Source organism: Paenibacillus cymbidii, from assembly GCF_004764705.1.
Lineage (GTDB): Bacteria > Bacillota > Bacilli > Paenibacillales > NBRC-103111 > Paenibacillus_AN > Paenibacillus_AN cymbidii.
Map to the genome: position 1 here is coordinate 87,334 of NZ_SHLX01000011.1, position 21,876 is coordinate 109,209.

At 61.3% G+C, this 21,876-nt stretch carries 23 protein-coding genes; 22 read left to right on the plus strand and 1 reads right to left on the minus strand.

The genetic code is table 11. The annotated features are described in order from the left end of the window. Positions 1–93: 93 nt before the first annotated feature. The 21 genes from EXY20_RS16520 to EXY20_RS16620 all read left to right on the plus strand — a co-directional run bounded on the left by EXY20_RS16520 (position 94) and on the right by EXY20_RS16620 (position 18,388). Complete coding sequence (locus EXY20_RS16520; RefSeq protein ID WP_235886026.1) at positions 94–843, plus strand: glycosyltransferase family 2 protein; 750 nt, start codon at positions 94–96, stop codon at positions 841–843. Positions 844–847: 4 nt separating this feature from the next. Next, on the plus strand, positions 848–1,993 hold the full coding sequence (locus EXY20_RS16525; RefSeq protein WP_135553100.1) for a glycosyltransferase family A protein: 1,146 nt from the start codon (positions 848–850) through the stop codon (positions 1,991–1,993). Next, the gene (locus EXY20_RS16530) at positions 1,990–2,739 is read left to right on the plus strand and encodes a glycosyltransferase family 2 protein (protein ID WP_135553102.1); all 750 of its coding nucleotides are present in this window, start codon (positions 1,990–1,992) and stop codon (positions 2,737–2,739) included. Before EXY20_RS16525 ends, EXY20_RS16530 begins: the two co-directional genes overlap by 4 nt. A 38-nt stretch (positions 2,740–2,777) precedes the next feature. After that, complete coding sequence (locus tag EXY20_RS16535; RefSeq protein WP_135553104.1) at positions 2,778–3,521, plus strand: sugar phosphate nucleotidyltransferase; 744 nt, start codon at positions 2,778–2,780, stop codon at positions 3,519–3,521. Next, positions 3,506–4,609 (plus strand): CgeB family protein, encoded by a 1,104-nt coding sequence (locus tag EXY20_RS16540; protein ID WP_135553106.1) that lies wholly within the window; start codon positions 3,506–3,508, stop codon positions 4,607–4,609. Before EXY20_RS16535 ends, EXY20_RS16540 begins: the two co-directional genes overlap by 16 nt. Before the next feature lie 22 nt (positions 4,610–4,631). Continuing rightward, positions 4,632–5,825 carry a CgeB family protein gene (locus tag EXY20_RS16545; protein ID WP_135553108.1) on the plus strand — a complete coding sequence of 398 codons (1,194 nt, stop codon included), beginning with the start codon at positions 4,632–4,634 and terminating at the stop codon, positions 5,823–5,825. Continuing rightward, on the plus strand, positions 5,822–6,166 hold the full coding sequence (locus EXY20_RS16550; RefSeq protein ID WP_135553110.1) for a hypothetical protein: 345 nt from the start codon (positions 5,822–5,824) through the stop codon (positions 6,164–6,166). Before EXY20_RS16545 ends, EXY20_RS16550 begins: the two co-directional genes overlap by 4 nt. 66 nt (positions 6,167–6,232) lie before the next feature. Continuing rightward, the gene (locus EXY20_RS16555; RefSeq protein WP_135553112.1) at positions 6,233–7,258 is read left to right on the plus strand and encodes a mannose-1-phosphate guanylyltransferase; all 1,026 of its coding nucleotides are present in this window, start codon (positions 6,233–6,235) and stop codon (positions 7,256–7,258) included. A 19-nt stretch (positions 7,259–7,277) separates the two neighbouring features. Continuing rightward, a complete protein-coding gene (locus EXY20_RS16560) occupies positions 7,278–8,228 on the plus strand; it encodes a GDP-mannose 4,6-dehydratase (protein ID WP_135553114.1) in 951 nt (316 codons plus the stop codon). A 30-nt stretch (positions 8,229–8,258) separates the two neighbouring features. Then, a complete protein-coding gene (locus EXY20_RS16565) occupies positions 8,259–9,707 on the plus strand; it encodes a glycosyltransferase (RefSeq protein ID WP_135553116.1) in 1,449 nt (482 codons plus the stop codon). 104 nt (positions 9,708–9,811) lie between these two features. Then, positions 9,812–10,174, plus strand: coding sequence for a hypothetical protein (locus EXY20_RS16570; protein WP_135553118.1), 363 nt, complete (start codon positions 9,812–9,814; stop codon positions 10,172–10,174). Positions 10,175–10,345: 171 nt separating this feature from the next. Then, positions 10,346–10,681 carry a hypothetical protein gene (locus tag EXY20_RS16575; RefSeq protein WP_135553120.1) on the plus strand — a complete coding sequence of 112 codons (336 nt, stop codon included), beginning with the start codon at positions 10,346–10,348 and terminating at the stop codon, positions 10,679–10,681. Further along, complete coding sequence (locus tag EXY20_RS16580; protein WP_135553122.1) at positions 10,659–10,967, plus strand: hypothetical protein; 309 nt, start codon at positions 10,659–10,661, stop codon at positions 10,965–10,967. Before EXY20_RS16575 ends, EXY20_RS16580 begins: the two co-directional genes overlap by 23 nt. After that, a complete protein-coding gene (locus tag EXY20_RS16585; protein WP_135553124.1) occupies positions 10,957–12,927 on the plus strand; it encodes a motility associated factor glycosyltransferase family protein in 1,971 nt (656 codons plus the stop codon). Before EXY20_RS16580 ends, EXY20_RS16585 begins: the two co-directional genes overlap by 11 nt. A 4-nt stretch (positions 12,928–12,931) precedes the next feature. After that, positions 12,932–13,993, plus strand: coding sequence for an N-acetylneuraminate synthase family protein (locus EXY20_RS16590; protein WP_135553126.1), 1,062 nt, complete (start codon positions 12,932–12,934; stop codon positions 13,991–13,993). Then, entirely contained in the window at positions 13,990–15,258 is a 1,269-nt protein-coding gene (gene neuC, locus EXY20_RS16595; RefSeq protein WP_135553128.1) for a UDP-N-acetylglucosamine 2-epimerase, read from the plus strand. The genes EXY20_RS16590 and neuC overlap by 4 nt, the downstream gene beginning before the upstream one ends. A gap of 439 nt (positions 15,259–15,697) precedes the next feature. Further along, entirely contained in the window at positions 15,698–16,399 is a 702-nt protein-coding gene (locus tag EXY20_RS16600) for an acylneuraminate cytidylyltransferase family protein (protein WP_135553130.1), read from the plus strand. Further along, positions 16,390–17,322, plus strand: coding sequence for an NAD(P)-dependent oxidoreductase (locus tag EXY20_RS16605; RefSeq protein ID WP_167859297.1), 933 nt, complete (start codon positions 16,390–16,392; stop codon positions 17,320–17,322). Before EXY20_RS16600 ends, EXY20_RS16605 begins: the two co-directional genes overlap by 10 nt. Before the next feature lie 98 nt (positions 17,323–17,420). Next, complete coding sequence (locus tag EXY20_RS16610) at positions 17,421–17,711, plus strand: nucleoside-diphosphate sugar epimerase (protein ID WP_135553134.1); 291 nt, start codon at positions 17,421–17,423, stop codon at positions 17,709–17,711. 54 nt (positions 17,712–17,765) lie between these two features. Continuing rightward, positions 17,766–18,101, plus strand: coding sequence for a restriction endonuclease subunit S (locus EXY20_RS16615; RefSeq protein WP_135553136.1), 336 nt, complete (start codon positions 17,766–17,768; stop codon positions 18,099–18,101). Continuing rightward, on the plus strand, positions 18,098–18,388 hold the full coding sequence (locus EXY20_RS16620) for a hypothetical protein (RefSeq protein WP_135553138.1): 291 nt from the start codon (positions 18,098–18,100) through the stop codon (positions 18,386–18,388). The genes EXY20_RS16615 and EXY20_RS16620 overlap by 4 nt, the downstream gene beginning before the upstream one ends. Before the next feature lie 15 nt (positions 18,389–18,403). Here EXY20_RS16620 and EXY20_RS16625 read toward each other — a convergent pair whose 3' ends face one another. Then, positions 18,404–19,381: a ketoacyl-ACP synthase III gene (locus EXY20_RS16625; protein ID WP_135553140.1), complete on the minus strand. Its 978-nt coding sequence runs from the start codon at positions 19,379–19,381 to the stop codon at positions 18,404–18,406. A gap of 183 nt (positions 19,382–19,564) precedes the next feature. Here EXY20_RS16625 and EXY20_RS16630 point away from each other — a divergent pair, with 183 nt between their 5' ends. Next, the gene (locus tag EXY20_RS16630) at positions 19,565–21,847 is read left to right on the plus strand and encodes a helix-turn-helix domain-containing protein (protein WP_135553142.1); all 2,283 of its coding nucleotides are present in this window, start codon (positions 19,565–19,567) and stop codon (positions 21,845–21,847) included. The last annotated feature ends 29 nt before the right edge of the window (positions 21,848–21,876 follow it).

A 21,876-nucleotide genomic window follows, 5' to 3' on the forward strand; every position in this document is an offset into this window, starting at 1 on the left:
CGGTCATACAATGGGATGTAAACCAGGGTGTGTCTGGAACTCCGAGGATTAAGCCGGTTTCCAGGCACTTCCCAGCCCGAGGAGGGATCCCACTTGCGCGCTTCGATTGCCGGGCATCCGAAAGTATCCGTCGTCATACCGGTCATGAACGAACGACGGACGATCGCCGCCGTCATTCGCGAAGCAAGCCGCGTCCACCCGTCCACGGAAGTGATCGTTGTCGCCAATGGCTGCAAGGACGGCAGCGATCGTGTGGCCGAACGTCTCGGGGCCTGTGTCGTACGCTTTGAATCGCCACTCGGGCACGATGTCGGGCGCAGCATCGGTGCCAAAATCGCCAAAGGCGACATCCTGCTGTTTACCGATGCGGATATTGTCATTCCCGCCGCCAAGCTGTCGGCGTTCGTCAGCGCCGTCGACGGCGGCGTCGACGTTGCGCTTAACCGTTACCTCGGCCCCGCCTTGAAGCGGCGCGTTCACGGCGTTGTGCTGGCGAAACATGCCATGAATGCGATGATCGGGCAGGCCGAACTGAAGGGCGCTTCGATGACGACCATTCCGCACGCCGTCAGCCGCAGGGCGCTGGAGGCGATCGGCAGCGAAAATCTGGCCGTACCGCCCAAGGCGCTGGTTATCGCTTCCGCAAGCGGGCTTCTGGTCCGGCCCGTGCAATATGTCGAGGTGGGCAAATCCAACCCGCGCAAACGCCGCGCCGGCAAGGGCGATCCGCTCGAGCGGCTGATCGTGGGCGATCACCTGGAGGCGCTCCATTGGTTCATTGCCCAGCGGCCGCCCCGCGGCGGCTTGACGGATCTCGGAAGATTGCGGGACAGGGTGAGGTGAAACGATGAAGTCGATGGCTTATTATCGGCCCGGCACAAGCGCCGGTCTCCGGCGCAAGCGAGGCGCGGCGACGGGAGCCGGCCGCTCCGCACCGCGTCCGCGCGCTCGCGGCGTGTATCGTCCCCCCGCTGCGAGAGGAATGAGGAGGCGGTCCGGTTTATATGCCGGCGCCTTTACGGCCGGCGTTCGCTCGGGTATGGCGCTGCGCGGGACCGATCCGGCGGAAATGGCGAAACGGCTGAATGGCAGCTTCGCGCAGTGGATCTTGCCGCGCATGGGCCGCCATGTGTCATGGCCGGCGTATTGGGCGGCGCACCGCCGGTTCGTTCGCGGCGCCGGCAGCGTGCGGTCCGGGCTGGCGCTGCGGCGGGTGCTGCTGCCGACCTTGCGGCAGACGGCGGCTATCGTTTCGCCGCAGGCGCACAACGAAGAGGCAACGCTTGTTGGCGTATTGGACCAACTGGAACGGTTGCCGCTGGCGGAAATTGTCGTCGTGGTGGGGGGAGCGGCAAGCGGCAGCTTCAAGGCGGCACGCAATCATCCGGCGCGGCCGATCGTCGTCCATTGCGACAGCGAGCTGGGGCCGGATGTCGGCCGGGCAATCGGCGCGCAAATCGTGACGGCCGATATTGTGCTGTTTCTCGGCGGGGATGCCCCCGTTCAAGCGGAGAAGCTGGTGCCGTTCGTTTATGCGATCGAACGCGGCGCGGATGTGGCGCTCAACAACGTGAATCCGTTTATGCCCGTCTTCACCGCCCGGGACCCGGTATCCATGGTCAAAGAATTCGTCAACCGTACTTATGACCGCGGCGACCTTGGCGTCAATTCATTGGCGGCCCTTCCGTATGCTCTTTCGCGCAAAGCGCTGAAAACGATCGGCGCGACGAATTTGATCGTGCCGCCCAAGGCGCAAGCTATCGCGATGAAGGAGCGATTGAAAATCGTCGCTCCGGCGAGCGTCCGCGTTTCCCGATTCGGCCGGGGACGGGCGCAGCAGCTTCATCGCCGTTCGTCGCCCTTGGCAGAGGAAGCGGGCGTCGGCGATCATCTGGAGGCGCTGGACTACATGATGGCCATGAAGGGCGAACGGCTGCAGTTCAAGGACGCCTTGCGCAAACGCGACCAAACCGCAGCGAGGCCGACGCCATGAGTACAACCCTGAAAACAAGCATCGTCATTCCCACTTGCAATGGCAACGATTTGCTCGCGGAATGCATTGCCGCGATTCGCACCCATACGCATACGCCTTACGAGCTGATCGTCGTCGACAACGGGTCCTCCGACGGCACGACAGCCTGGTGCAGAACGCAGAAGCAGCTGACGCTCGTCTCGATGCCGTCGAACCGCGGCTTTCCGTCGGCATGCAACGCGGGGCTGCGGCTCGCTGTCGGCGATGTGCTGCTGCTCATGAACAACGACGTTGTCGTCGGCCGGAACTGGCTCGACAACCTGCTTCGGGCGCTTGCGAGCCGCGCCGACATCGGCATGGTCGGTCCGATGACCAACTACGTATCCGGCCGGCAGTTTCGGGAAGCGGACTACGAGTCGATGGCCCAATTCCAGCAGGCAGCCGAATCGTTCAATCGTTCGGATCCGCAGCGGTGGAGCGAAACGAAACGGCTGGTCGGTTTTTGTCTGGCGTTCAAACGCGAGCTGGCCGAACGTATCGGCTACCTGGACGAACGGTTTTCGCCCGGCCATTACGAAGACGACGATTATTGCTACCGGGCGCGGCGAACCGGCTATCGGCTGCTGATCGCAGGGGATACGATCGTTCATCACCACGGCAGCTCCAGTTTCCGCAAATTGGCTCCCGAACGGATCGTGAAGCTGATCGACAGCAATTGGCGGAAGTTTATGGACAAATGGGGGATCGACCCGCGGCAATATATTTGATCGGCTGCGGCGGAGGAGAAACGGAAGGAGGACGTACGATGAAAGGCATCATTCTCGCCGGCGGGCAGGGAACGCGGCTGTTTCCGCTGACGAAGCTCATCAACAAGCATCTGCTTCCGGTCGGCCGCTATCCGATGATTCACTATGCCATCGCCAAACTGTGCGAGGCGGACATCCGCGACATCATGATCGTCATCGGCAAGCAGTCGGCCGGCGTTTATATGGACTATTTGGGCAGCGGTCACGACTTTGGAGCGGAGTTGACGTTTCGGATCCAGGAAGAGGCAGGCGGCATCGCCGAGGCGTTGCTGCTGGCGGAATCGTTCATTCCTTCCGGGGACAAATTCGTAACGCTGCTCGGCGACAATTTATTCGAGGATTCGCTCGCCGGTCCGATCGCGGCGTTCGGACAGCAGCGGGGAGGCGCCAAGGTGATGCTGAAGACGGTCGAAGACGCGAGAAGATATGGCGTGCCGACATTCGAGCGCGGGCAAATCGCCGCGATCCAGGAGAAGCCGAAACAGCCGCCCACCAATTATTGCGTCACGGGCATCTACATGTACGATTCGAGCGTGTTTGGCGTCATCCGCGGCATCCAGCCCTCCGCGCGCGGAGAGCTGGAAATTACTGACGTCAACAACGTTTATGCGAGCCGGGGGACACTGACGTTTGACGTGCTCGGCGGCTGGTGGATCGATGCCGGCACGTTCGAATCGTTGGCGGAGGCGTCCCGATTAACGACGAAGAAGACAAGGAGGACAGAGGAGTGCACGGAGCGGTAGCGGCGGCGTATGGCGACGGGCAGGCGGCGGGATTCCGCGACGGTTATGCCGAAGGGAGGCGGCTTGGCTTATGCGAATCGGTTATCCGGCACATCGAATTGCCTCCGGAGAAACGGTACGACTTGCATGTGCTTTACGTGGAAGAAGGACTGTTTGCGCTGAACGAAGGCATCAAGGACGGATTGTCCGGCCTTGTGCGCCAATTGACATGCTGTCATCCGCGGCAAATTACGGCGGAGAAGATCGCCGAGATGAAACCCGATCTTGTGATTGTGCTGAACGGCATCCATGAATTTCCCGCCGAACAGGCGGCGCGCGTTCGCTCCTACGGCATTCCGACGGCCGTCTGGTTTGCGGACGATCCTTATTTCACCGACGTCACGGCAAATATTGCACGGCAGTACGATTTTGTCTTCACCCACGAGCTGAGCTGCATTCCGTTCTACAGGTCGGCCGGCTGCAAGCGCGTGTTCCATTTGCCGCTGGCCGCCGCGCCCGTCACGTTCCACCCGAAACGCACCGATCCGAAATACCGCTCCGACATATGCTTCATCGGCACCGCCTTCTGGAACCGGGTGCGCTTCTTCGACAAGCTGGCGCCTTATTTGATCGGCAAACGGCTCGTGATGGCCGGCGGACTATGGAACCGGCTCAAGCAGTACGACAGAATGGCCGGCAGCATTATCCTCGCAGGCGTTCCGCTTGCGGAGTCGGTGCATTATTACAATGGGGCCAAAATCGTCATCAACCTGCACCGCTCCACCGACGACGGCGAACATAACCGCAACAGCCTCGGCCTGCCGGGACTGTCGATCAATCCGCGAACATTCGAAATTTCGGCCTGCGGCACGCTGCAGCTGACCGATATACGCCCGGATTTGCGCGATTACTATACGCCCGGCTACGACATCGAGACCTATGAATCCGAAAGCGAGCTGATTAGCAAAATCGATTATTATTTGCAGCACGACGATCAGCGCCTGACGATTGCCGCCAGAGGGTTGCGGCAGACGCTTGGCGCGCATACGTATCACGGCCGGCTGATCCGTTTGCTCGATACCATGTTGCTAGAAGGAAATCGCGTGTAACGCGCGTGCGGGAGGGGACAGGATGAAGGGCGCCAAGCAACCGAAGCATCATGCGGCGCCGCCGCAAGCTGTAACCGATGCCGTACGGGCATCGCGGGCGGAGGCGTATGCGAACGGCCGCCTGGCTGGTTATGCGGCAGGAACGAAGCACGGCTTCCATTACGGCATGAGCCAATCCGTCATAAGCCGGTACCGGGCGGAGCCGGGCACGCCGAAGCACAGCGTACGCGTGCTTTACGTCACGACAGGCAAAGGGTTTCCTTATTCGCCGATCGACGAGGCGGTCATCGCTTCGCTGCAGGAAGGCGTGGCGGCTTTTTCGGCGACTCCGCCCGACAGCAATATTGCGGCGGCTGTCAAAAAATTCAAGCCCGATTTGCTGCTGGTGATGGAAGGCATGCGGCTGCCTGCCGAGCAGGCGATCGCCGTCCGGGAGAAAGGCGTTCGCACCGCGGTCTGGTTTACCGACGATCCGTATTATACGGATCACACCGCCGGCATCGCACCCTATTACGAGTTCGTGTTTACGCTGGAAATCAATTGCGTGCCGTTTTATTCCTCGCTTGGCTGCAAGAAGGTGTTTTATTTGCCGCTCGGCGCCAATCCGAACGTGTTCCAGCCGTACCGTGTCGACAACGGATATCGTCGGGACGTCAGCTTCATCGGGTCCGCTTATTGGAACCGGGTCGCTTTTTTCGATTCCATCGCTCCGGCGCTGATCGACAAACAGGCGTTCATTTCGGGTTTATGGTGGGATCGACTGAAAAGCTACCGGCAGCTGATGGACAAAATCGGGTTGAATCACTGGATGACGCCCGAAGAAACGGCCAAATATTATTTCGGCTCAAGCGTCGTCATCAATCTGCATCGCGCGCACGACGACGAATCCTACAACCATAACAGCCGCAAGCTGCCGGCGATGTCGGTCAATCCGCGCACTTTCGAAATTGCGGCCTCCGGCGCCTTCCAACTGACCGACGAGCGTCAGGATCTGCGCAATATGTACGAAATCGGCAAAGAAATCGTGACTTACGATTCCCCCGAGGACCTGCTCGCAAAAATGAACTACTACATGGAGCACGAGGAAGAGCGGCGGGAAATCGCCGTCCGCGGGTTGGCCAGAACGCTGCGCGACCATACGTATCGCAAGAGGCTCGATACGATGCTGAACATCGTATTCGGTCAATTCGAACAAGGAGGCGTACCCGAGGCATGAAGAGGAAGAAGCTGACGATTCGCAAACGGCGAATCCCGCGTTCGCGGACCCGACTTGGCCGTAGCCGCAAGCGTCTGCGGCAAGCTGTTCCGGCAAGCAGGCGCGGCGTCAAACGGCCTTTGCGCGAAGCGCGCAGACGGCGGTTGCGTCGGTTGCGCCTGCGGCGTTTGCATAGGCAACGTTTGGCGCGAGCAAAGCGTCTCAGGCCGGTCGCGGCGGAAGAGCAGCCGGCGGTCCGGCAGGATGAATACAGCGACTATTACAACCGCGGCTACAACGAAGCGTACGAGGAAGGATTCCAGCAAGGATACGCGGCGGGCTCCGCCGTCCAGCTGCCGTAGCGGCGGTCCGGCGGTCGAACCGCCGGCGTATAACGGATCCTGCTGCGAGGAAGGAAGGGAGCGGCATTGAATATCGTCATCATGGCGGGCGGCAAAGGAACGCGCTTCTGGCCGCGCAGCATCGAGGAGCGGCCCAAGCAATTTCTTGCCCTGACCTCGCAGGAAACGATGCTTCAGAGCACCTACGCCCGCTTTCGCCGGTGGCTGCCGGCGGAGAACATCCATATCGTCACATCGCAATCGTATTTGCCTCTCGTCCACGAGCAGCTTCCCGCGCTGGACGCGGCACAAACGATCGCCGAACCCGCCCAGCGCGACACGGCACCGTGCATCGCGCTTGCCGCCTGCCTGTTTCTGCGCAGCGGCAGCGACGACGTGATCGCAACCGTGCCTTCGGATCAATACATCCCGGACGACGATGCGCTGCGCGAAGCGCTGGAGCAAGCGGCGATTGCGGCGGCGGCCGAACCGGTCATCGTGACGCTCGGCATCGTGCCGACCCGGCCCGAATCGGGCTACGGCTACATCGAGCTGGATGCTCCTCACGCGATCGGCCGGATCGGCGCCGTCAAATCGTTTATCGAGAAGCCGGAGCAAGATCGGGCTGCCGAGCTGATTCGCAGCAAGCACGTGCTTTGGAACAGCGGCATCTATATTTGGAAGCCTTCGACCGTAGCTTCTTATATGAAGCGATTCGCGCCGGACATGTGGCGGCGCGTAGAGGCGTATGCCGACGACGAGGCAAACGCGCCGCTTTATTGCGGCATACCGAAACAGTCGATCGACTATGCCGTGATCGAAAAGGCCGAGCGGATTTATTCGATCCCGGTCGCTTTCGAATGGGACGACGTGGGCGCCTGGACGTCGCTGGAACGAATATTTGCTCCCGATGAAGCGGGCAATATTGCGCAAGGGGACGTCACGCTGCTAAACGCCGCGGACAATATCGTCTACAGCGAAGACCAGCGTACGATCGTCATCGGAGCCCGCGATCTGATCGTCGTGGCGACAAGACACGGCTTGCTCGTCTGCGACAAGAGCGAGGAGCAGAAGATCAAGCTTGCGCTCGAACGATTCGGCAAAAAAGAGTGATCCGGGAGGAGAAGCGAATATGAAAGCACTCATTACGGGAATAACCGGATTCGTCGGCAGCCATATGGCGGAATATTTGCTGCAGCGCGGCGTCGACGTTTACGGCACGATTCGCAACCGAAGCCGGATGGAGCATATCGCGGATATTGCCGACGACATCCAGCTGGCCGAATGCGAGCTGCGCGATCCGTATTCGGTTCAGCATCTGGTGGAGGAGATCAAGCCGGATCTGATTTTCCATCTGGCGGCGCAAAGCTTCGTCCCGACTTCCTGGAATTCGCCGATCGACACGATTCACAACAACGTGGCCGGACAGGTCAATATTATGGAAGCGATGCGCCGTTTCGACAACGGCTGCAAGCTGCAGATCGCATGCTCGAGCGAACAATACGGCTATGTCGAGCCGCATGAAACGCCGATCAAGGAAACGAATCCGCTGCGCCCGCTCAGCCCTTACGCGGTAAGCAAAGTGGCGCAGGAATATTTGGGCTATCAGTATTTCCGCAGCTACGGGCTTCATATCGTGCCGACCCGGACATTTAATCATACGGGGCCGAGGCGCGGGGAACATTTCGTCACGTCGAATTTCGCCAAACAAATCGCCGAAATCGAAAAGGGCCGCAAGCCTCCCGTGCTGTTCGTCGGCAATCTCGACGCGAAGCGCGATTTCACCGACGTGCGCGACGTGGTGCGCGCCTACTGGCTGGCGCTGGAGAAAGGGGAGGCGGGCGAAACGTACAATATCGCCTCCGGGACGTGCATCACGATTCGCGACATGCTGCAGATGCTCATTTCGCTCAGCACGGTCGATATCGAGGTGCAGCTCGATCCGAACCGGCTTCGTCCGTCCGACGTGGAAATTTTGTACGGGGATTACGGCAAGTTCCATGGGCAAACCGGCTGGCAGCCGGAAATTCCGTTCGCTCAGACGATGGAGGACCTGCTCGATTATTGGCGCCGGCATGACTGACGGCGCATCACAGCAAGGGAGGGAGCCGGAATGGCGAAATTAGCCGCAGCCGCCGAAACGAAACGTCGGCGGAAACGTACGCCGGCGCTTCGCCGTCTCCGCGCGGCCGCCGGCGCGCGTCCGAAACGGCGGAGTCGTAGATTGCCACATGGAGCGATTGCGGCCGGCAAGAAGAGGGTATCATCCAAGCTGCTTCGTCTCCGCCGGAAGAAGCGCCTGTCGCGCCGCTTGTTGCGGCGTGCCGGCAGACGGGTTCGCTTGCGCCGCTCCGCGTCGCTCGCCGCTGCAGCCCGAGCGGCGGCAGCCGCAGCGGGGCCGGCTGTCGAGCTTGCTCCCGTCCAGCCGGCCGCCAAACTGCTGCCGGACGGCGGCGTGAACCTGATCGGCTTCCTGCGTTCGGAGATCGGGCTCGGCGAGTCGGTGCGGCTTGCCGCCCGATCGCTGACGACAGCGAATGTACCGTTCGGCATTCTCGATTATAAGGAAGCGGTTTCCGAAGGCATGGGCGATACGAGCTGGGCGCACAAAGAAATCGCCGAACCGCTGTACCGCGCCAATGTGTTTCACATGAATGCGGACGCCATGCCGCACCTGCACCGCTTTTACGGTCATTCCTTGTGGCATGACCGGTACAACATCGGCGTCTGGCACTGGGAGCTGCCGGAGTTCCCGGTCGAATTTATGGACGGGTTCGATTACGTGCAAGAGCTGTGGGCTCCTTCCCGGTTCATCCAGCAGGTGATGGAGAAAGTGGCGGCCATTCCCGTCGTTTATGTGCCGCACGGCGTTGAGGTGACGATCGATCCGAACAAAAACCGGGATTATTTTGCGCTTCCCCATGACCGCTTCCTGTTCTATATGATGTACGACGCGCAAAGCCATACGCTGCGCAAAAACCCGCTAGGCGCGATTCAGGCGTTTACCGCCGCCTTCGGCAAAGACGATCCGAGCGTCGGCCTCGTGCTCAAGGTGAACAATCGCAATGTGTGGCCGCAGGATTTTGCGCCGATTGCGGCGCTTATCGAGGGAAGAAGCAACGTCTTCCTGATCGATCAGGTGATGCGGCGGATCGACGTCAACTCGCTGCTGAACGCTACCGACTGCTATGTGTCGTTGCACCGGGCCGAAGGCTTCGGGCTCGGTTTGGCGGAAGCCATGTATCTGGGCAAACCGGTTATTGGCACGAACTGGTCGGGCAACATCGACTTCATGAACGAACGCAACTCTTGTCCGGTTTCCTATCGGCTCGTTCCGGTTGGGCTCGATTGGGCGGCCTATCGCGCGCATCAAATTTGGGCCGAGCCGGATCTGGCGCAGGCGGCGGCGTACATGAAGAAACTGGTGCAGGACCGGCGATGGGCGCAGCAAATTGCGCTCGAAGGACAGCAGACGATTCGCACCGCCTTCTCGCCGGCTGTGTCGGGGGAACGGATGAAGCAGCGGCTGGCTGAACTCGGCTGCTTATATGCGGCGAGGTGAAGCGGGCATTCCGGCAATCATTTGCTTGTACGGTCGTTACGCCCTAGCAAACGGATGGCAACGAGCATTTACTAGAACAGAAGATTGAGAGGGGGTGACAACATATGGCAGTATTCGTATATAAGACAGGTTCAATCCGTGTCGGCGCGCTAACGTCCAATATTGCAATCGAGGTCAATACGAACAATGACGATTTGGGCACCAACAGCCAGAACATTCTGATCTGGAATACGCCGAACAACGCGACTAAAACGTTGCTTACTTCCGGAGCCCAAGCGGTGGCGCCGAACAACGCCGTACTGGCGAACTTCAGCATTTCCGCAATTACGGCCTTCGAGGTGGAGGTGCGTTATTCCAACCCGAATATGGTTCCTCGCGTCGTCGTGACCGGCGATGTAACCGGCAGTCCGCTAACGTTCGCACCCGGCACGCTGTTCCATGCGAGCAGCGAAACGCAGAACCCGTAATCGTGGCATTCGCGCATTCGGAAGACCGCTCGCGCAGCGGTCTTTTTTCTTTCGAGCCTGTCTTCACGAATTTATTGCGCGCAAGTAGGCCTCGGTCCCGGTCTGCCTGTACCCGAACCGGCGGCGCGCTCATATGGTAAACCAAATGCAAAGACGCGAGGGGGAACGAGGATGGGCGGCGAACAGCGGGAACGGGTACTGGCCATGATCGAGCGCGTCAGACAGACGGCGTTGGCGCTTCCGGATCAATTGTGGTTGCCCGAGCAGCTTCGGCAAATGCAGGAGGTGCTCGATACTTGGCGGCTGACGATGAACGATTATGCGGAGCGAACGAGTGAAAATTTGTGGTGGTACCGGGTGGCCGGCTGGAAATCGTTCGTGCCGGAGCAAACGGATATGGGGAGCGCCGGGAATGCAGCGGGCGGGAAGACTGGAAACGCCGGGAACGATAAAAACGCGGCGGCGGCAAAGGAGTCGGAAGACGATGACAGCGGAAACGGCGCTTGATTGGCAGATGCTTGCGCTCGATATGGCCGCTTGTGCGGAACGCTGGAGGGCCGACGACGACTGGAGCGGGTACGAGCTGCTGCTGCAGGCGCTGGAACGTCTGGCGCATGTGGCCGCTCTGCCGCAGCGGCGAGCGGACAGCTTCTGGGAGGAATTGGCCGGTTTGCTCTTCATGCTGGAGGGACGCATACGCGACGGCGACATCGTGGGAATCGCCGACACGCTCGAATTCGACTGGCTGCCGTTCGCAAACCGAATGAAGGAGGGGGAGCCTCATGCCGAATGAACCTGCGGCAGGCGTTGCCGCAAACGAACGGGAGCGGTTCCGCCGCCAGCTGTCGTTTCTCGGCAGCGAGCTGCAGCGCAGGCTGCTGCAGTATGAACGGGAGGATGCCGGAGCGGCGGCTGCCGCCTATGAAATCGGCCACACCGAAGACGGGCTGCCGACCTGCACTGGCATCGAGCCGGGGACCGGGCGCCGCCGCCGCATTGCCGGGGCCGATCCGCGGCGTCAGGCGGCTCTCTGGTGCGATCAGCTCCCGCTCGGCGGCATCACGTCGCTGTTCGTGTACGGATGCGGCTTCGGCTATCCGCTGCTGGAAATTGCCCGCCGCAAAGCGCCGGAGACGATTGTGCTCGTGTTCGAGCGGGACATTCGGCTGTTCGCGGCGATGCTGCGCCACATCGACCTGGAGCCGTTGTTTCGTACCGGCAAATTCGCCTTTTATGTCGGCCGTTTCGAGGAGTTCGAAGCGGAGCTGCAACAGACGATCGGCAGCGAAACCTTTTTTGCGCTGACGGCGCCGACGCTTGCGCTATCCGGCGAAACCCGCTGCCGCAAAGACGAATATATGCAGCTGCACCGCCAATTGCTGGAGCGGTTTGCCCTGCATGTGCGCAATATCGGCAACGACCATGCCGATACGCTTCAGGGGTTCCGCCATACGGTCCGCAACGCGGAACACGTGCTGAACAACCCCGGACTTGCGTCGGTGAAGGACCGGTATGCGGGGACACCCGCTTTTATCATCGCGGGCGGCCCGTCGCTGGACGGCAACATCCGCGAGCTGAAGCGGGCGCAAGGCAAGGCGCTCATTCTCAGCACCGATTCGGCCATCATCCCGCTGCTGCATCACGGCATCGTGCCGGATGCCATCTGCGTGCTGGAGCGCACGCCGGGGACGTATCGCTGGCATTTTGCCGGAAAGGCGTATCCGGACAGCATGGTGCTGATCGCGTCGACGGTAGCCGATCCGCGCGTATATGACGCGTTCGCGGGCAAGAAGCTGCCGGTGTTCCGCAGCTCGGACACGACAGGTTCGTTCGTCAACCGGATGGTTGGGGACGGCAGTTCGTTGTTCGGAGGCAAAAGCGTGGCACACTTCGCATTCGAGGCGGCGGCGTATATGGGCGCCGATCCGATCGTGCTGGTCGGGCAAGATTTGGCTTACGGCGCAGGCGGACTGACGCACAGCAAGCAGTCGATTTATGCGGCGGAGCGGCTCAAGCCGTACGTGGAGGACAAAATCAAATCGCAGTCGACGCGTTATGTCCCGTCCAATGCAGGCGGGCTCATCGCCACGAATGAGACATGGTACGCTTTCAAGCTGCTGTTCGAGCAGATGATCGCCGCCCTTTCCGGACGATTGGTCATCAACGCGACTGAAGGCGGTGCGGCGATCGCCGGCACGGCCGTCGCCCGATTGAGCGACGTGATCGACAGCTGCTGCGTCAAGTCGCTGCCGATCCGGCTGCACGAGCATTTGCAGGCCTGTATGTCCGCTGTCGATGCGGCGGAGACGGGGCGGAAGCGGCAGCGCCTGATCGCGGAATTGAAGCGTTACGCGGACATCTATCGCGAGCTGCGCCAAACCGCGCAGGAGCGGATGGACGCCTGCGAAGCGATGGTAGTCGCGCTTGAGACGTGCGAGGCGTTTGACGAAGCGCTGCGCGGCGAGTCCGGGAAATTGCAGCGGCGCAATGTGGCGGAGCTGCTGTATACGTTTCTGAATGCGCGGCTCCAGACGGTGTTCTTCCAGCAAGCGGTGCTGGCCGGCTTTCACCGGATGAACGAGCTCGGGCTTGGCCGCTCGCAGCAGCACGCGATTCGGCTGTTCCGGCTGCAGTTTGCCTTGTTCGAGCAGCTTGCGGTCGTTTGCGACAGTTTGACGTGCAATTATTTGGCGGCCGCCCGGGATTGCGAAGCATTCGCAGCAGCGGACAGTGCGGCGACGGGGGAGGGATGAGCGGATGGACGGGCTGCATTCGTTGATTCGGCGCAAAAGCTGTTTGCTCGTCGCCGAAGTGGCGCAGGCGCACGACGGCAGCCTCGGCACCGCCCATGCGTTCATCGATGCGATCGCCGACGCGGGAGCCGACGCCGTCAAGTTCCAGACGCATATTGCGGAGGAGGAGAGTACGCCGGATGAGCCGTGGCGGGTGGCGTTCAGCCGGCAGGACAAGACGCGGTTCGAATACTGGAAACGAATGGAATTTTCCGAAAGTCAATGGGCGGGACTGGCCGATCATGCCCGCGAGCGCGGGTTGTTGTTTTTCAGCTCGCCGTTTTCGGTTGCCGCTGTCGAGCTGCTCGAACGGCTGGAGGTGCCTTGCTGGAAAATTGCCTCCGGCGAAGTGGCCAACGCGCCGCTGATCGACCGGATCGCCGCCACCGGCAAGCCGGCGCTGCTGTCCGCTGGCCTGTGCACGCTGGAGGAGCTGGACGACTGCACAGGCCGCTTGCGCCGCGCCGGCAGCGAATGGCTGGTGCTGCAATGCACGACCAGCTACCCGTGTCCGCCGGAGCGGATCGGCCTGAATTTGCTGTCGTTTTATCGCGACCGCTACGGTTGTCCTGTTGGTCTGTCCGATCATTCCGGCACGATCTTTCCCGGCATTGCGGCGGCCATGCTGGGGGCGGCGATGGTAGAGGTGCATGTAACGATGTCGCCGCGCGCGTTCGGGCCTGACGTTTCGTCATCGCTGACGTTCGAGCAGCTTGGCGAGCTGAAGCAAGGCATCGACTTCGTCCGGAGGATGGCGGCCAGCCCGCTCGACAAGGAGCGGGAGGCGCAGCTTGCCGCGCCGCTGCGGGAGCTGTTCGGGCGCAGCCTTGTCGCGCGCCGCGCGCTTGCCGCGGGCACCGTGCTGGACGCCGGCATGATCGCGGCGAAGAAGCCGGGCGGCGGCATGCCGGCGCGGCAGCTGGAGCGGCTCGTCGGCATGGAGCTGCTGCGGCCGCTGGCGGCGAACGAACGCTTCTCGCCGCGCGATGTGGCGCCGCGGCCCGCCGCGGAGGGGGAGCCGCGATGAGCGCTAGCGACTTCGTCGAACCGCCGCCCGGGCCTGCGGCTTCGCCGCGCCGCGTCGCCGTTGTGCTTGTCGACCGCGCCAATTATGGCCGGCTGCGGCCGGTCATGGCCGAGCTGCGCCGGCGGCCGGAGCTGCGGCTGCAGGTCGTTTGCGCGGGCACGATGCTGCTCGAGCGATTCGGCCGCGCCGCGCGGATCGTCCGGGCCGACGGCTTCGGGATCGACGAGGAGGTGTATCTGGAGCTCGAAGGTTCGCTTCCCGCGACGATGACGCTATCGATCGGCCTCGGCGTCATCGCGTTCGCCGCGGCGTTCCGCCGGCTGGCTTCCGACTTCGTGCTTGTCGTCGGCGACCGGTACGAGGCGCTGGCGGCGGCTATCGCCGCGGTTTACCAGAACATTTGCCTGATTCACGTGCAAGGCGGCGAAGTGACCGGCTCGATCGACGAGTCGACCCGCCATGCGATCACGAAGCTGGCGCATTATCATTTTCCCGCGACGGAGCGGGCCGGCCATAATTTGGCGCGGATGGGCGAACGGGCGGACACGATATTCGCCTACGGCTGCCCGAGCGCGGATGTGGCCCGGGAAGCTTGCGCCGCGCCGTTTCCGGCTGCGGCGCTGGACCGCTCGGGCGTCGGCGCGGCGATCGACTGGGCGCAGCCGTATTTGCTGCTCGTGTTCCATCCGGTGACGACGCAGCATGCGCAAGCCGAGTCGCAGATGGAGCAGCTGCTTGCCGCCGCGGAGCAGAGCGGGTTGCAGCTTGTGCTGCTGTGGCCGAACATCGACGCCGGCGGAGACCGGGTATCGGCGGTCATCCGCCGCTTCCGCGAAGCTCGGCCGGATGCGCCGCTGCGCGCGTACAAAAACGTCGAGCCGGGCGTTTATTTGCCGCTGCTCGCCCGCGCCGCCTGCGCCGTCGGCAATTCCTCGAGCTTCGTGCGCGAGGCGTCCTTCGTCGGCACGCCGGTCGTACTCGTCGGCTCGCGGCAGGACGGGCGCGAGCGATGCGGCTCGGTGCGCCGCGTCGAGCCGGCGCAAGCCGACATCGCGGCCGCGGTCGCGGCGCAGCTGGCCGGCGGACGGCACGAACCGTGCCGGCTGTATGGCGTGCCCGGCGTGTCCGCGCGCATCGCCGGGATGATTGCGGGGCTGGCGCCGTACAGCCAGAAGCGGCTTGCTTATGCCGCTGGAGAACAGGCGAGCAGCGGCGGGGACAATGTTGTCAGGTTAAGCGATGGTAGCTGTCCCGGTCTACTGTAAGGCTGAAATCAGCCTTATTTCAACCGCCGCTCGCCGAAACGCCGCTGTAAGGCTGAAATCAGCCTTATTTCATCCGCCGCTTGCCGAAACGTCGCTGTAAGGCTGAAATCAGCCTTATTTCATCCGCCGCTCGTCGAAACGTCGCTGTAAGGCTGAAATCAGCCTTATTTCATCCGCCGCTCGTCGAAACGTCGCTGTAAGGCTGAAATCAGCCTTATTTCAACCGCCGCTTGCCGGAACGTCGCTGTAAGGCTGAGATCAGCCTTATTTCATCCGCCGCTCGCCGAAACGTCGCTGTAAGGCTGAAATCAGCCTTATTTCATCCGCCGCTCGTCGAAACGTCGCTGCAAGGCTGAAATCAGCCTTATTTCGCTAACATTCCAAGCAATGCAGACTTTTTACTTAAATTTATAAAATCAGTAAAAAGGAGGGTTACCCGATGGGCAATGATCGCATACTGGCCGTCATTCCGGCGCGCGGCGGGTCGAAAGGCATTCCGCGCAAGAACATCGCCGACGTCTGCGGCAAACCGCTGATCGCTTACACGATCGAACCGGCGCTTGCGGCGCATGCCGCCGGCTTGCTGAAGGAAGTCGTCGTGTCGACCGACGACGCGGAAATCGCCGCCGTCGCCCGCTGCTTCGGCGCGGCGGTGCCGTTTCTGCGCCCGGCCGGGCTGGCCGGCGACAAAGCCAGGTCGGCGGGCGTGCTGCTGCATGCGCTCGACTGGTTCGCCTGCGGCGGCGGCGACCGTTTCGACGCCGTGCTGCTGCTGCAGCCGACTTGTCCGCTGCGCACGCTCGCGGACATCGAAGCGGCGCTGCAGTTGTGGCCGGCCGGGCGGCCAGGAGCGGAATCGCTCATCTCCGTTTACCGCGAAGACTACGCGACGGAGCTGGTCATGTACCGCCGCGACGGCACGCCGCTGCATCCCGCGCACAACCGCGGCGTGCGGCGGCAGGAGCAGCAGCCGGTTTACGTTCGCAATGGCGCGCTGTATGTGACGGCGGCGCACTATTTGCGCAGGACCGGCTGGATCGTGTCGGACCGGCCGCTGCTGCATGAGATGCCCAAGCGTCGCTCGCTCAACATCGACACGGAGGAGGACTTGGCATTCGCACGACAACTGCTTTGCGAATAGGCATCGTCGAACCGGACGGCTTCGACCCGCAGACGCGGGCGCTGCTCGAAACGCTCGGACCGGTCGCCTGCTACGACGGCGGCGACTGGCACGCTTTTGCCGCGGACCGGGAAGCGTTGTTCGTCCGGCTGCGGCGCCGGATCGACCGTTCGTTCCTGGCACCGGCGCGGCAGCTGCGCTACCTCGTGTCGCCGACAACCGGGCATACGCACATCGACGAAGCGGAGTTGGCCGCTCGCGGCGTCCGGCTGCTGTCGCTTCGCGGCGAACGATCGTTTCTGGCCGGCGTGAGGGCGACGCCGGAGCATATCGTCGGGTTGACGCTGGCGCTGCTTCGCCGGTACAAGGACGCATTCCTGCACGCGGGCAACCCGGTCTGGGACCGGGACCGCTACCGCGGGCAGGAGCTGTGCGGCAGCCTCGTCGGCTTGATCGGGTTCGGCCGAATCGGCTCGCGGCTCGCGGCCTATTTGGCCGCTTTTGGCGCGGAGACGGCGTTTTACGATCCCGACTCTGCGGTGCAAGCATGTTGCGGCGCGCAGCGGGTCGATTCGCTGAGCGAATTGATCGCTTCCGCCGCAATTGTGATCGTCTGTGCATCGTACCGCGCCGGGGATGCGCCGCCGATCGGAGCCGATCTTCTTGCCGCCATGGCTGGCAAGTATTTGATTAACGCAGCGCGCGGCGAACTGATCGACGAAGAGGCGCTGATCGGGCTGCTGGAAAAGGGGCATTTTGCCGGAGTAGCGCTCGATGTGATTGCGGACGAAACCGGGCCGGACAACCGGCTGGCCCGGCTGCTTTCTCTGACGGCGACGACGAACCTGATCGTGACGCCGCATATCGGCGGCGCTACCGTGCAGTCGATGGCCGCTACCGAACGGTTCCTTGCCGCCAAATTGGCGGAAGCCTGGCGAGCCTGACGGGCTCGGCCGCCGCGGCGCGGGCGGAAATTGTGTTGGCGGTCCGGCTGTTTGCTGCATATCGTATCGTATACGTTCTATGCCGGGGAGGGATAACCGTGGACCAACAAATATCGGCCATCATTCATTACGTCGCCGATTCGCACCGGGAGCTTGCCCGCATTCTCGACTCGAAGCGGCACATCGTTGTCCATGCGACGCAGCTGATCCATGTGCTTCCCGAGATGGATCCGCATGACGGGGGAATCGAGCCGATTGTCGAACGTTCGCTCAAGCTGACCAAGGGGGTCATCTCGTATTTGCTCGGTTTGGCGGAGCTGGAAGACGCGCTGGCCGACAACCTGGAGACGGTAATGAAAGAATTGAAGGACGAGAACGGCGGCGAGTGACGGCAACCATCGCCGAATTCGGCACGGGACGAATGCGGAAGGAGGGAGATGCGGTTGAGCAGGGAAGCGAATTACATGCGCATCCTGGAGGCGACGGCGCGCGTGCAGGAGAACGTCGCCGCCATCCTGGAGGCCAAGGCGTTCGAGGCGGAGAAGTCGCGCTCCTGGATCACGCGCCAGGTTCATCATTCCCTCGTTCAAGGGCCGGAGGAGCTGTTCAAGCTGGCGGAAGAATTGCACGGGGCGATGCTGGAAGTGATCGAAGGCGTGACGAAGATGGAGCTTGGGCTGGCCCGCAACCTGAAGACGCTGCTGGACAAAAACGATCCGATGGACGGTTTCGGCGGCGGTTTCGGCGATTTCGACGGCATGGGCGGCGGCCGGACATGAGCCGGAGTCGATATGCCGCCGAACTCGGCGCCATCAAGCTGGATATGCTGCATTCGCTCGCCCGCAGCCAGCGCGCGCTGGCGCGTATGCTCGAATGCGCCGCAGATACGGCGGAGGCCGCCGCCCCGCTCGGGCGGGAGCTGCGGCACAACCTCGCGGCGATCGACCGCTGCCGGCACGCCCTGGCGGAGCATGTCGGCGTCATTCGTTGTCGCCGCGTCATCCGCGGCAAGCCGGGGGCGCTGTGGCTCGCCGCGCCGGTTTGCGCCGGCGAGCCTCGCCCGTGACGGGGCCGACGCCGGTTACGGCTGCCAGCTCACGAGCAGCGCGGCTTGCGACAACCCGCCGCCGAAGCCGTACAGCAGCAGCATGTCGCCGGGCTTGACGCTGCCGTTTGTTACCCCGCGCGCCAGCGAAAGCGGGATCGTCGCTGCCGACGTATTGCCATATTCGGCCATGCTCGTGAGCGTGCGCGACAGCGGGAAGCCGCTCTTCTCGCAGGCCGATTCGATGATTCTCATGTTGGCGCTGTGCGGGATGAACCAGTCGATGTCATCCGGCTTCATGCCGGCGCCTTCGAGCAGCCGGCTCATTCCTTCCGGAACGGCGCTGACGGCCCATTTGTACACTTCGCGCCCGTTCTGGACAAGCTTGCCGCCGCCGGCCATCGGTTCGCCGTCGATCGTGTCGGACAAGCCGAGGCGGTACAGGTGTTTTCCTTTTTCCCCGTCCGATGCGACATACGCGCCGCGAAACCCGCCTTCCTCGCGCCGTTCCACCAGTGCCGCCCCGGCGCCGTCGCCGAACAGGATACATGTCGAGCGGTCGGTGTAGTCGGTAATTTTGGACATGGCATCGGCGCCGATGACGAGCACCTTGCGGTGCAGCCCGGCGCTGATCAGCCCGTTCGCCACGTGCAGCCCGTAAGCGAAACCGGCGCAGGTGGCGTTCAGATCGAAGGCGCCGGCGTTCGTCAGCCCGAGCCGGTGCTGCACCAGATTGGAGACGCCGGGAAACGGGTAATCGGGCGTATGCGTGCAGGCGATGACGAGGTCGACGTCGTCGATCGGCTTCGCGAAGCGCTGCTGCAGATCGCGAACGGCCGCCACGCACATATGGCTCGTGAACTCGTCCTCGGCGGCGATGCGCCGCTCCTTCATGCCGGTCATTTTGACGATCCATTCGTCGTTCGTATCGACCAATTGCTCCAAATCGGCGTTGCTGAGGACACGCTGCGGCACATAGGCGCCGATGGCGGTCAACGCGGCGTGGCTAGTCATGGCGGGCACCTCCGGTAATTTTTTGATACTAAGTATTAGTATCTGGTACTAAAATTATAGCCGAGGGAGGGGCGGGGTGTCAATAACTTATCAATCGTCTGGCCGTTCGGGGCGAATTCGATTATACTACTTGTGCAACACTTTGTTATTGGCAATTTCGCGGGTAGAAGGCGGTTTTCGTTCATGAAGCATGCGCTCAGCCTGAAACAAAAAATTTGGTTCTCTTACTTTTTCGTGTTTGCCGTTCCGTTTCTCATTCTTGGAGGGATGGTCTATTTTAATGCCGTCATCGGCCTTCAACATGAAATTGAGCGTTCCAATATGCGCCAATTGGAGCTTGTTCGCGACGAAATCGACAGGCTGATGCAGGAGATGAACGACCTCGCCTCCCAGTTGTCGATCGACCCCACCCTTACGCCTTATATGGTGCATAGAAACGGATATGCTCAACTCGAATCCGTACGCGAGCTGGCGCGGTATCAATCGTACAACCCCTATCTGGAAGATATTTTGCTGCATTTTGAAAATGATGACATTATTTATTCGACGACCGGAACGATGTACATGACGACCTTGATGGGGGAGTTTTACCAATTTCCCGAAAAAGATATGGTCCAATGGCTTGACCAAACGGTTGCGACACGTTCCGAATTTACCCGCGCGGTTAACCTGAAGGGGCGAACGACGCGCGGCCGTGAATTGATCGCTTACTCTTCTCCCATCCCGAGGAACAACTCGCTCCATTACGGCAAAGTCATTTTGCTGCTGAACAGCGAGAGCCTGACGAACAAGATCGAAAATTTGCTCGGCGATTTGCGCGGCGGCATATTTGTTTTAAACGAGAAGAAACAAGTAATGGCTTTCCAGAACAGCGGGCTTCCGCTTGCTGAAACGATGCTCTCGGAGATTTGGCAAGAGAATTGGACGGAATCGTCAGGGTACAGGCAGGTGAAATGGGAAAATAATCGTTATTCGCTGGCCAGCGTCGATTCCGACGTTACCGGCTGGTCTTTCGTTACGTTGATGCCGACCGAACAGTTTCTTTCGCGTGTCATCAATATGAAGCTGCTCGTCGGATTTGTTTTGGCGACGCTGATCTGCCTTGGCGTTGTCGGCTCGTTGGCCATTTCAAGACGGCAGTACCGGCCGATCGGGCGGCTGTTTCAGAATGCCCTGCATATTTTGCCGCGTTCCGCCGAACAGCAGGTCGGCAATGAACTCGACTACATCGGCAGCACCCTCAGCACCACGTATCGCAGCAATCTTGCCCTGATCGAGCAGGTGGATCTGCAGAGCGAAATCGTCAAAGAAAAGTTTCTGCTTCGCCTGCTGCAAGGCAAGCTTGCGGCGGGGGAATGGGAGGAAGGCGCGTTGACCCATAGCTTGCAGGCCAAAGGGGCTTGCTATTTCGTCTTGATCGTCGATTTGGTGAACGGACCGGCCGGGTTGCTCTCCGCTCGGGACAAGGACGATATTTCCCAACTGTTCCGCCATTTCGTATTTGACGGCGGCGAAGCCTATGGAGTGCAGCTCGACTGGGAAGCCGGGATGGCGCTTGTCGTCGCCATGGAGCGAGATGAGGAAGACGCGAAGCTTATGCAGCTGAAGGTCGCAAAAGAACTGCAGCAACGGGCGGCAAGCCGGATTGACGGGCAGCTTACCGTAGCCGTGGGCCAGCCGTATACGGATCCGCGATCGGTCAACCATTCCTACATCGAAGCCGCGGGGGCGATGGAACACCGCATTCGGGAAGGAAGCGGCGGCGTGCTCTTTTTTGTTGATTTGCAGAAGATCAATCAGGATGATTTGTGGTATCCGGTGGAGGAGCAAGTCCGCTTTATTCAAAGCTTGAAGCAAGGGGACGCCGGAGTCGCAACGGAAACGCTGGGCAAAATGATGGCCGGCCTGGCAGAAAGAGTACAGTCGCTGTTCATGCTGCGGCTCATTTGCGCAGATCTGATCAATTCGGTGTTCAAATTGATGCGTGAAGTGCAGTTCGCAGACAGTCCGGAACAGATTCGGCTTGTGACCGAGTTTGCGTCGCTCGCCGACCTGGAGACGCGGCTCCGTCTGTTGGCGGAGGAGATATGCGACTACGTTGTCCGAAAGCGCGACAGCAACCATACGCGGCTTCAGCAAGAGGTGACCGCGCTGATTCAGGCCCGCTATCCATCCATCGACTTTTCGCTGGAGCAGCTTGCCGTGCATTTCCGCTTGTCCTCCTCTTATCTCAGCCGATTCATTAAAGAGCAGACAGGCATGACGTTTACGGAATACGTCCAGCAGCTCAGGCACGAGGAGGCGAAGCGGCTGCTTGTCGAAACGGATTGGCCGGTCAAGGACATTGTCGGAAGCGTCGGATATATCGGCGTGTCGAAATACATTGAGAAGTTTCGCAAGCAGGAAGGCATTACACCGGGAGAATACCGCAAGCTTTATCGCCGGAACGGCGAAACGAACGCATAGGGAGCGGCAATCGAGAGGGGGGCGAGCGC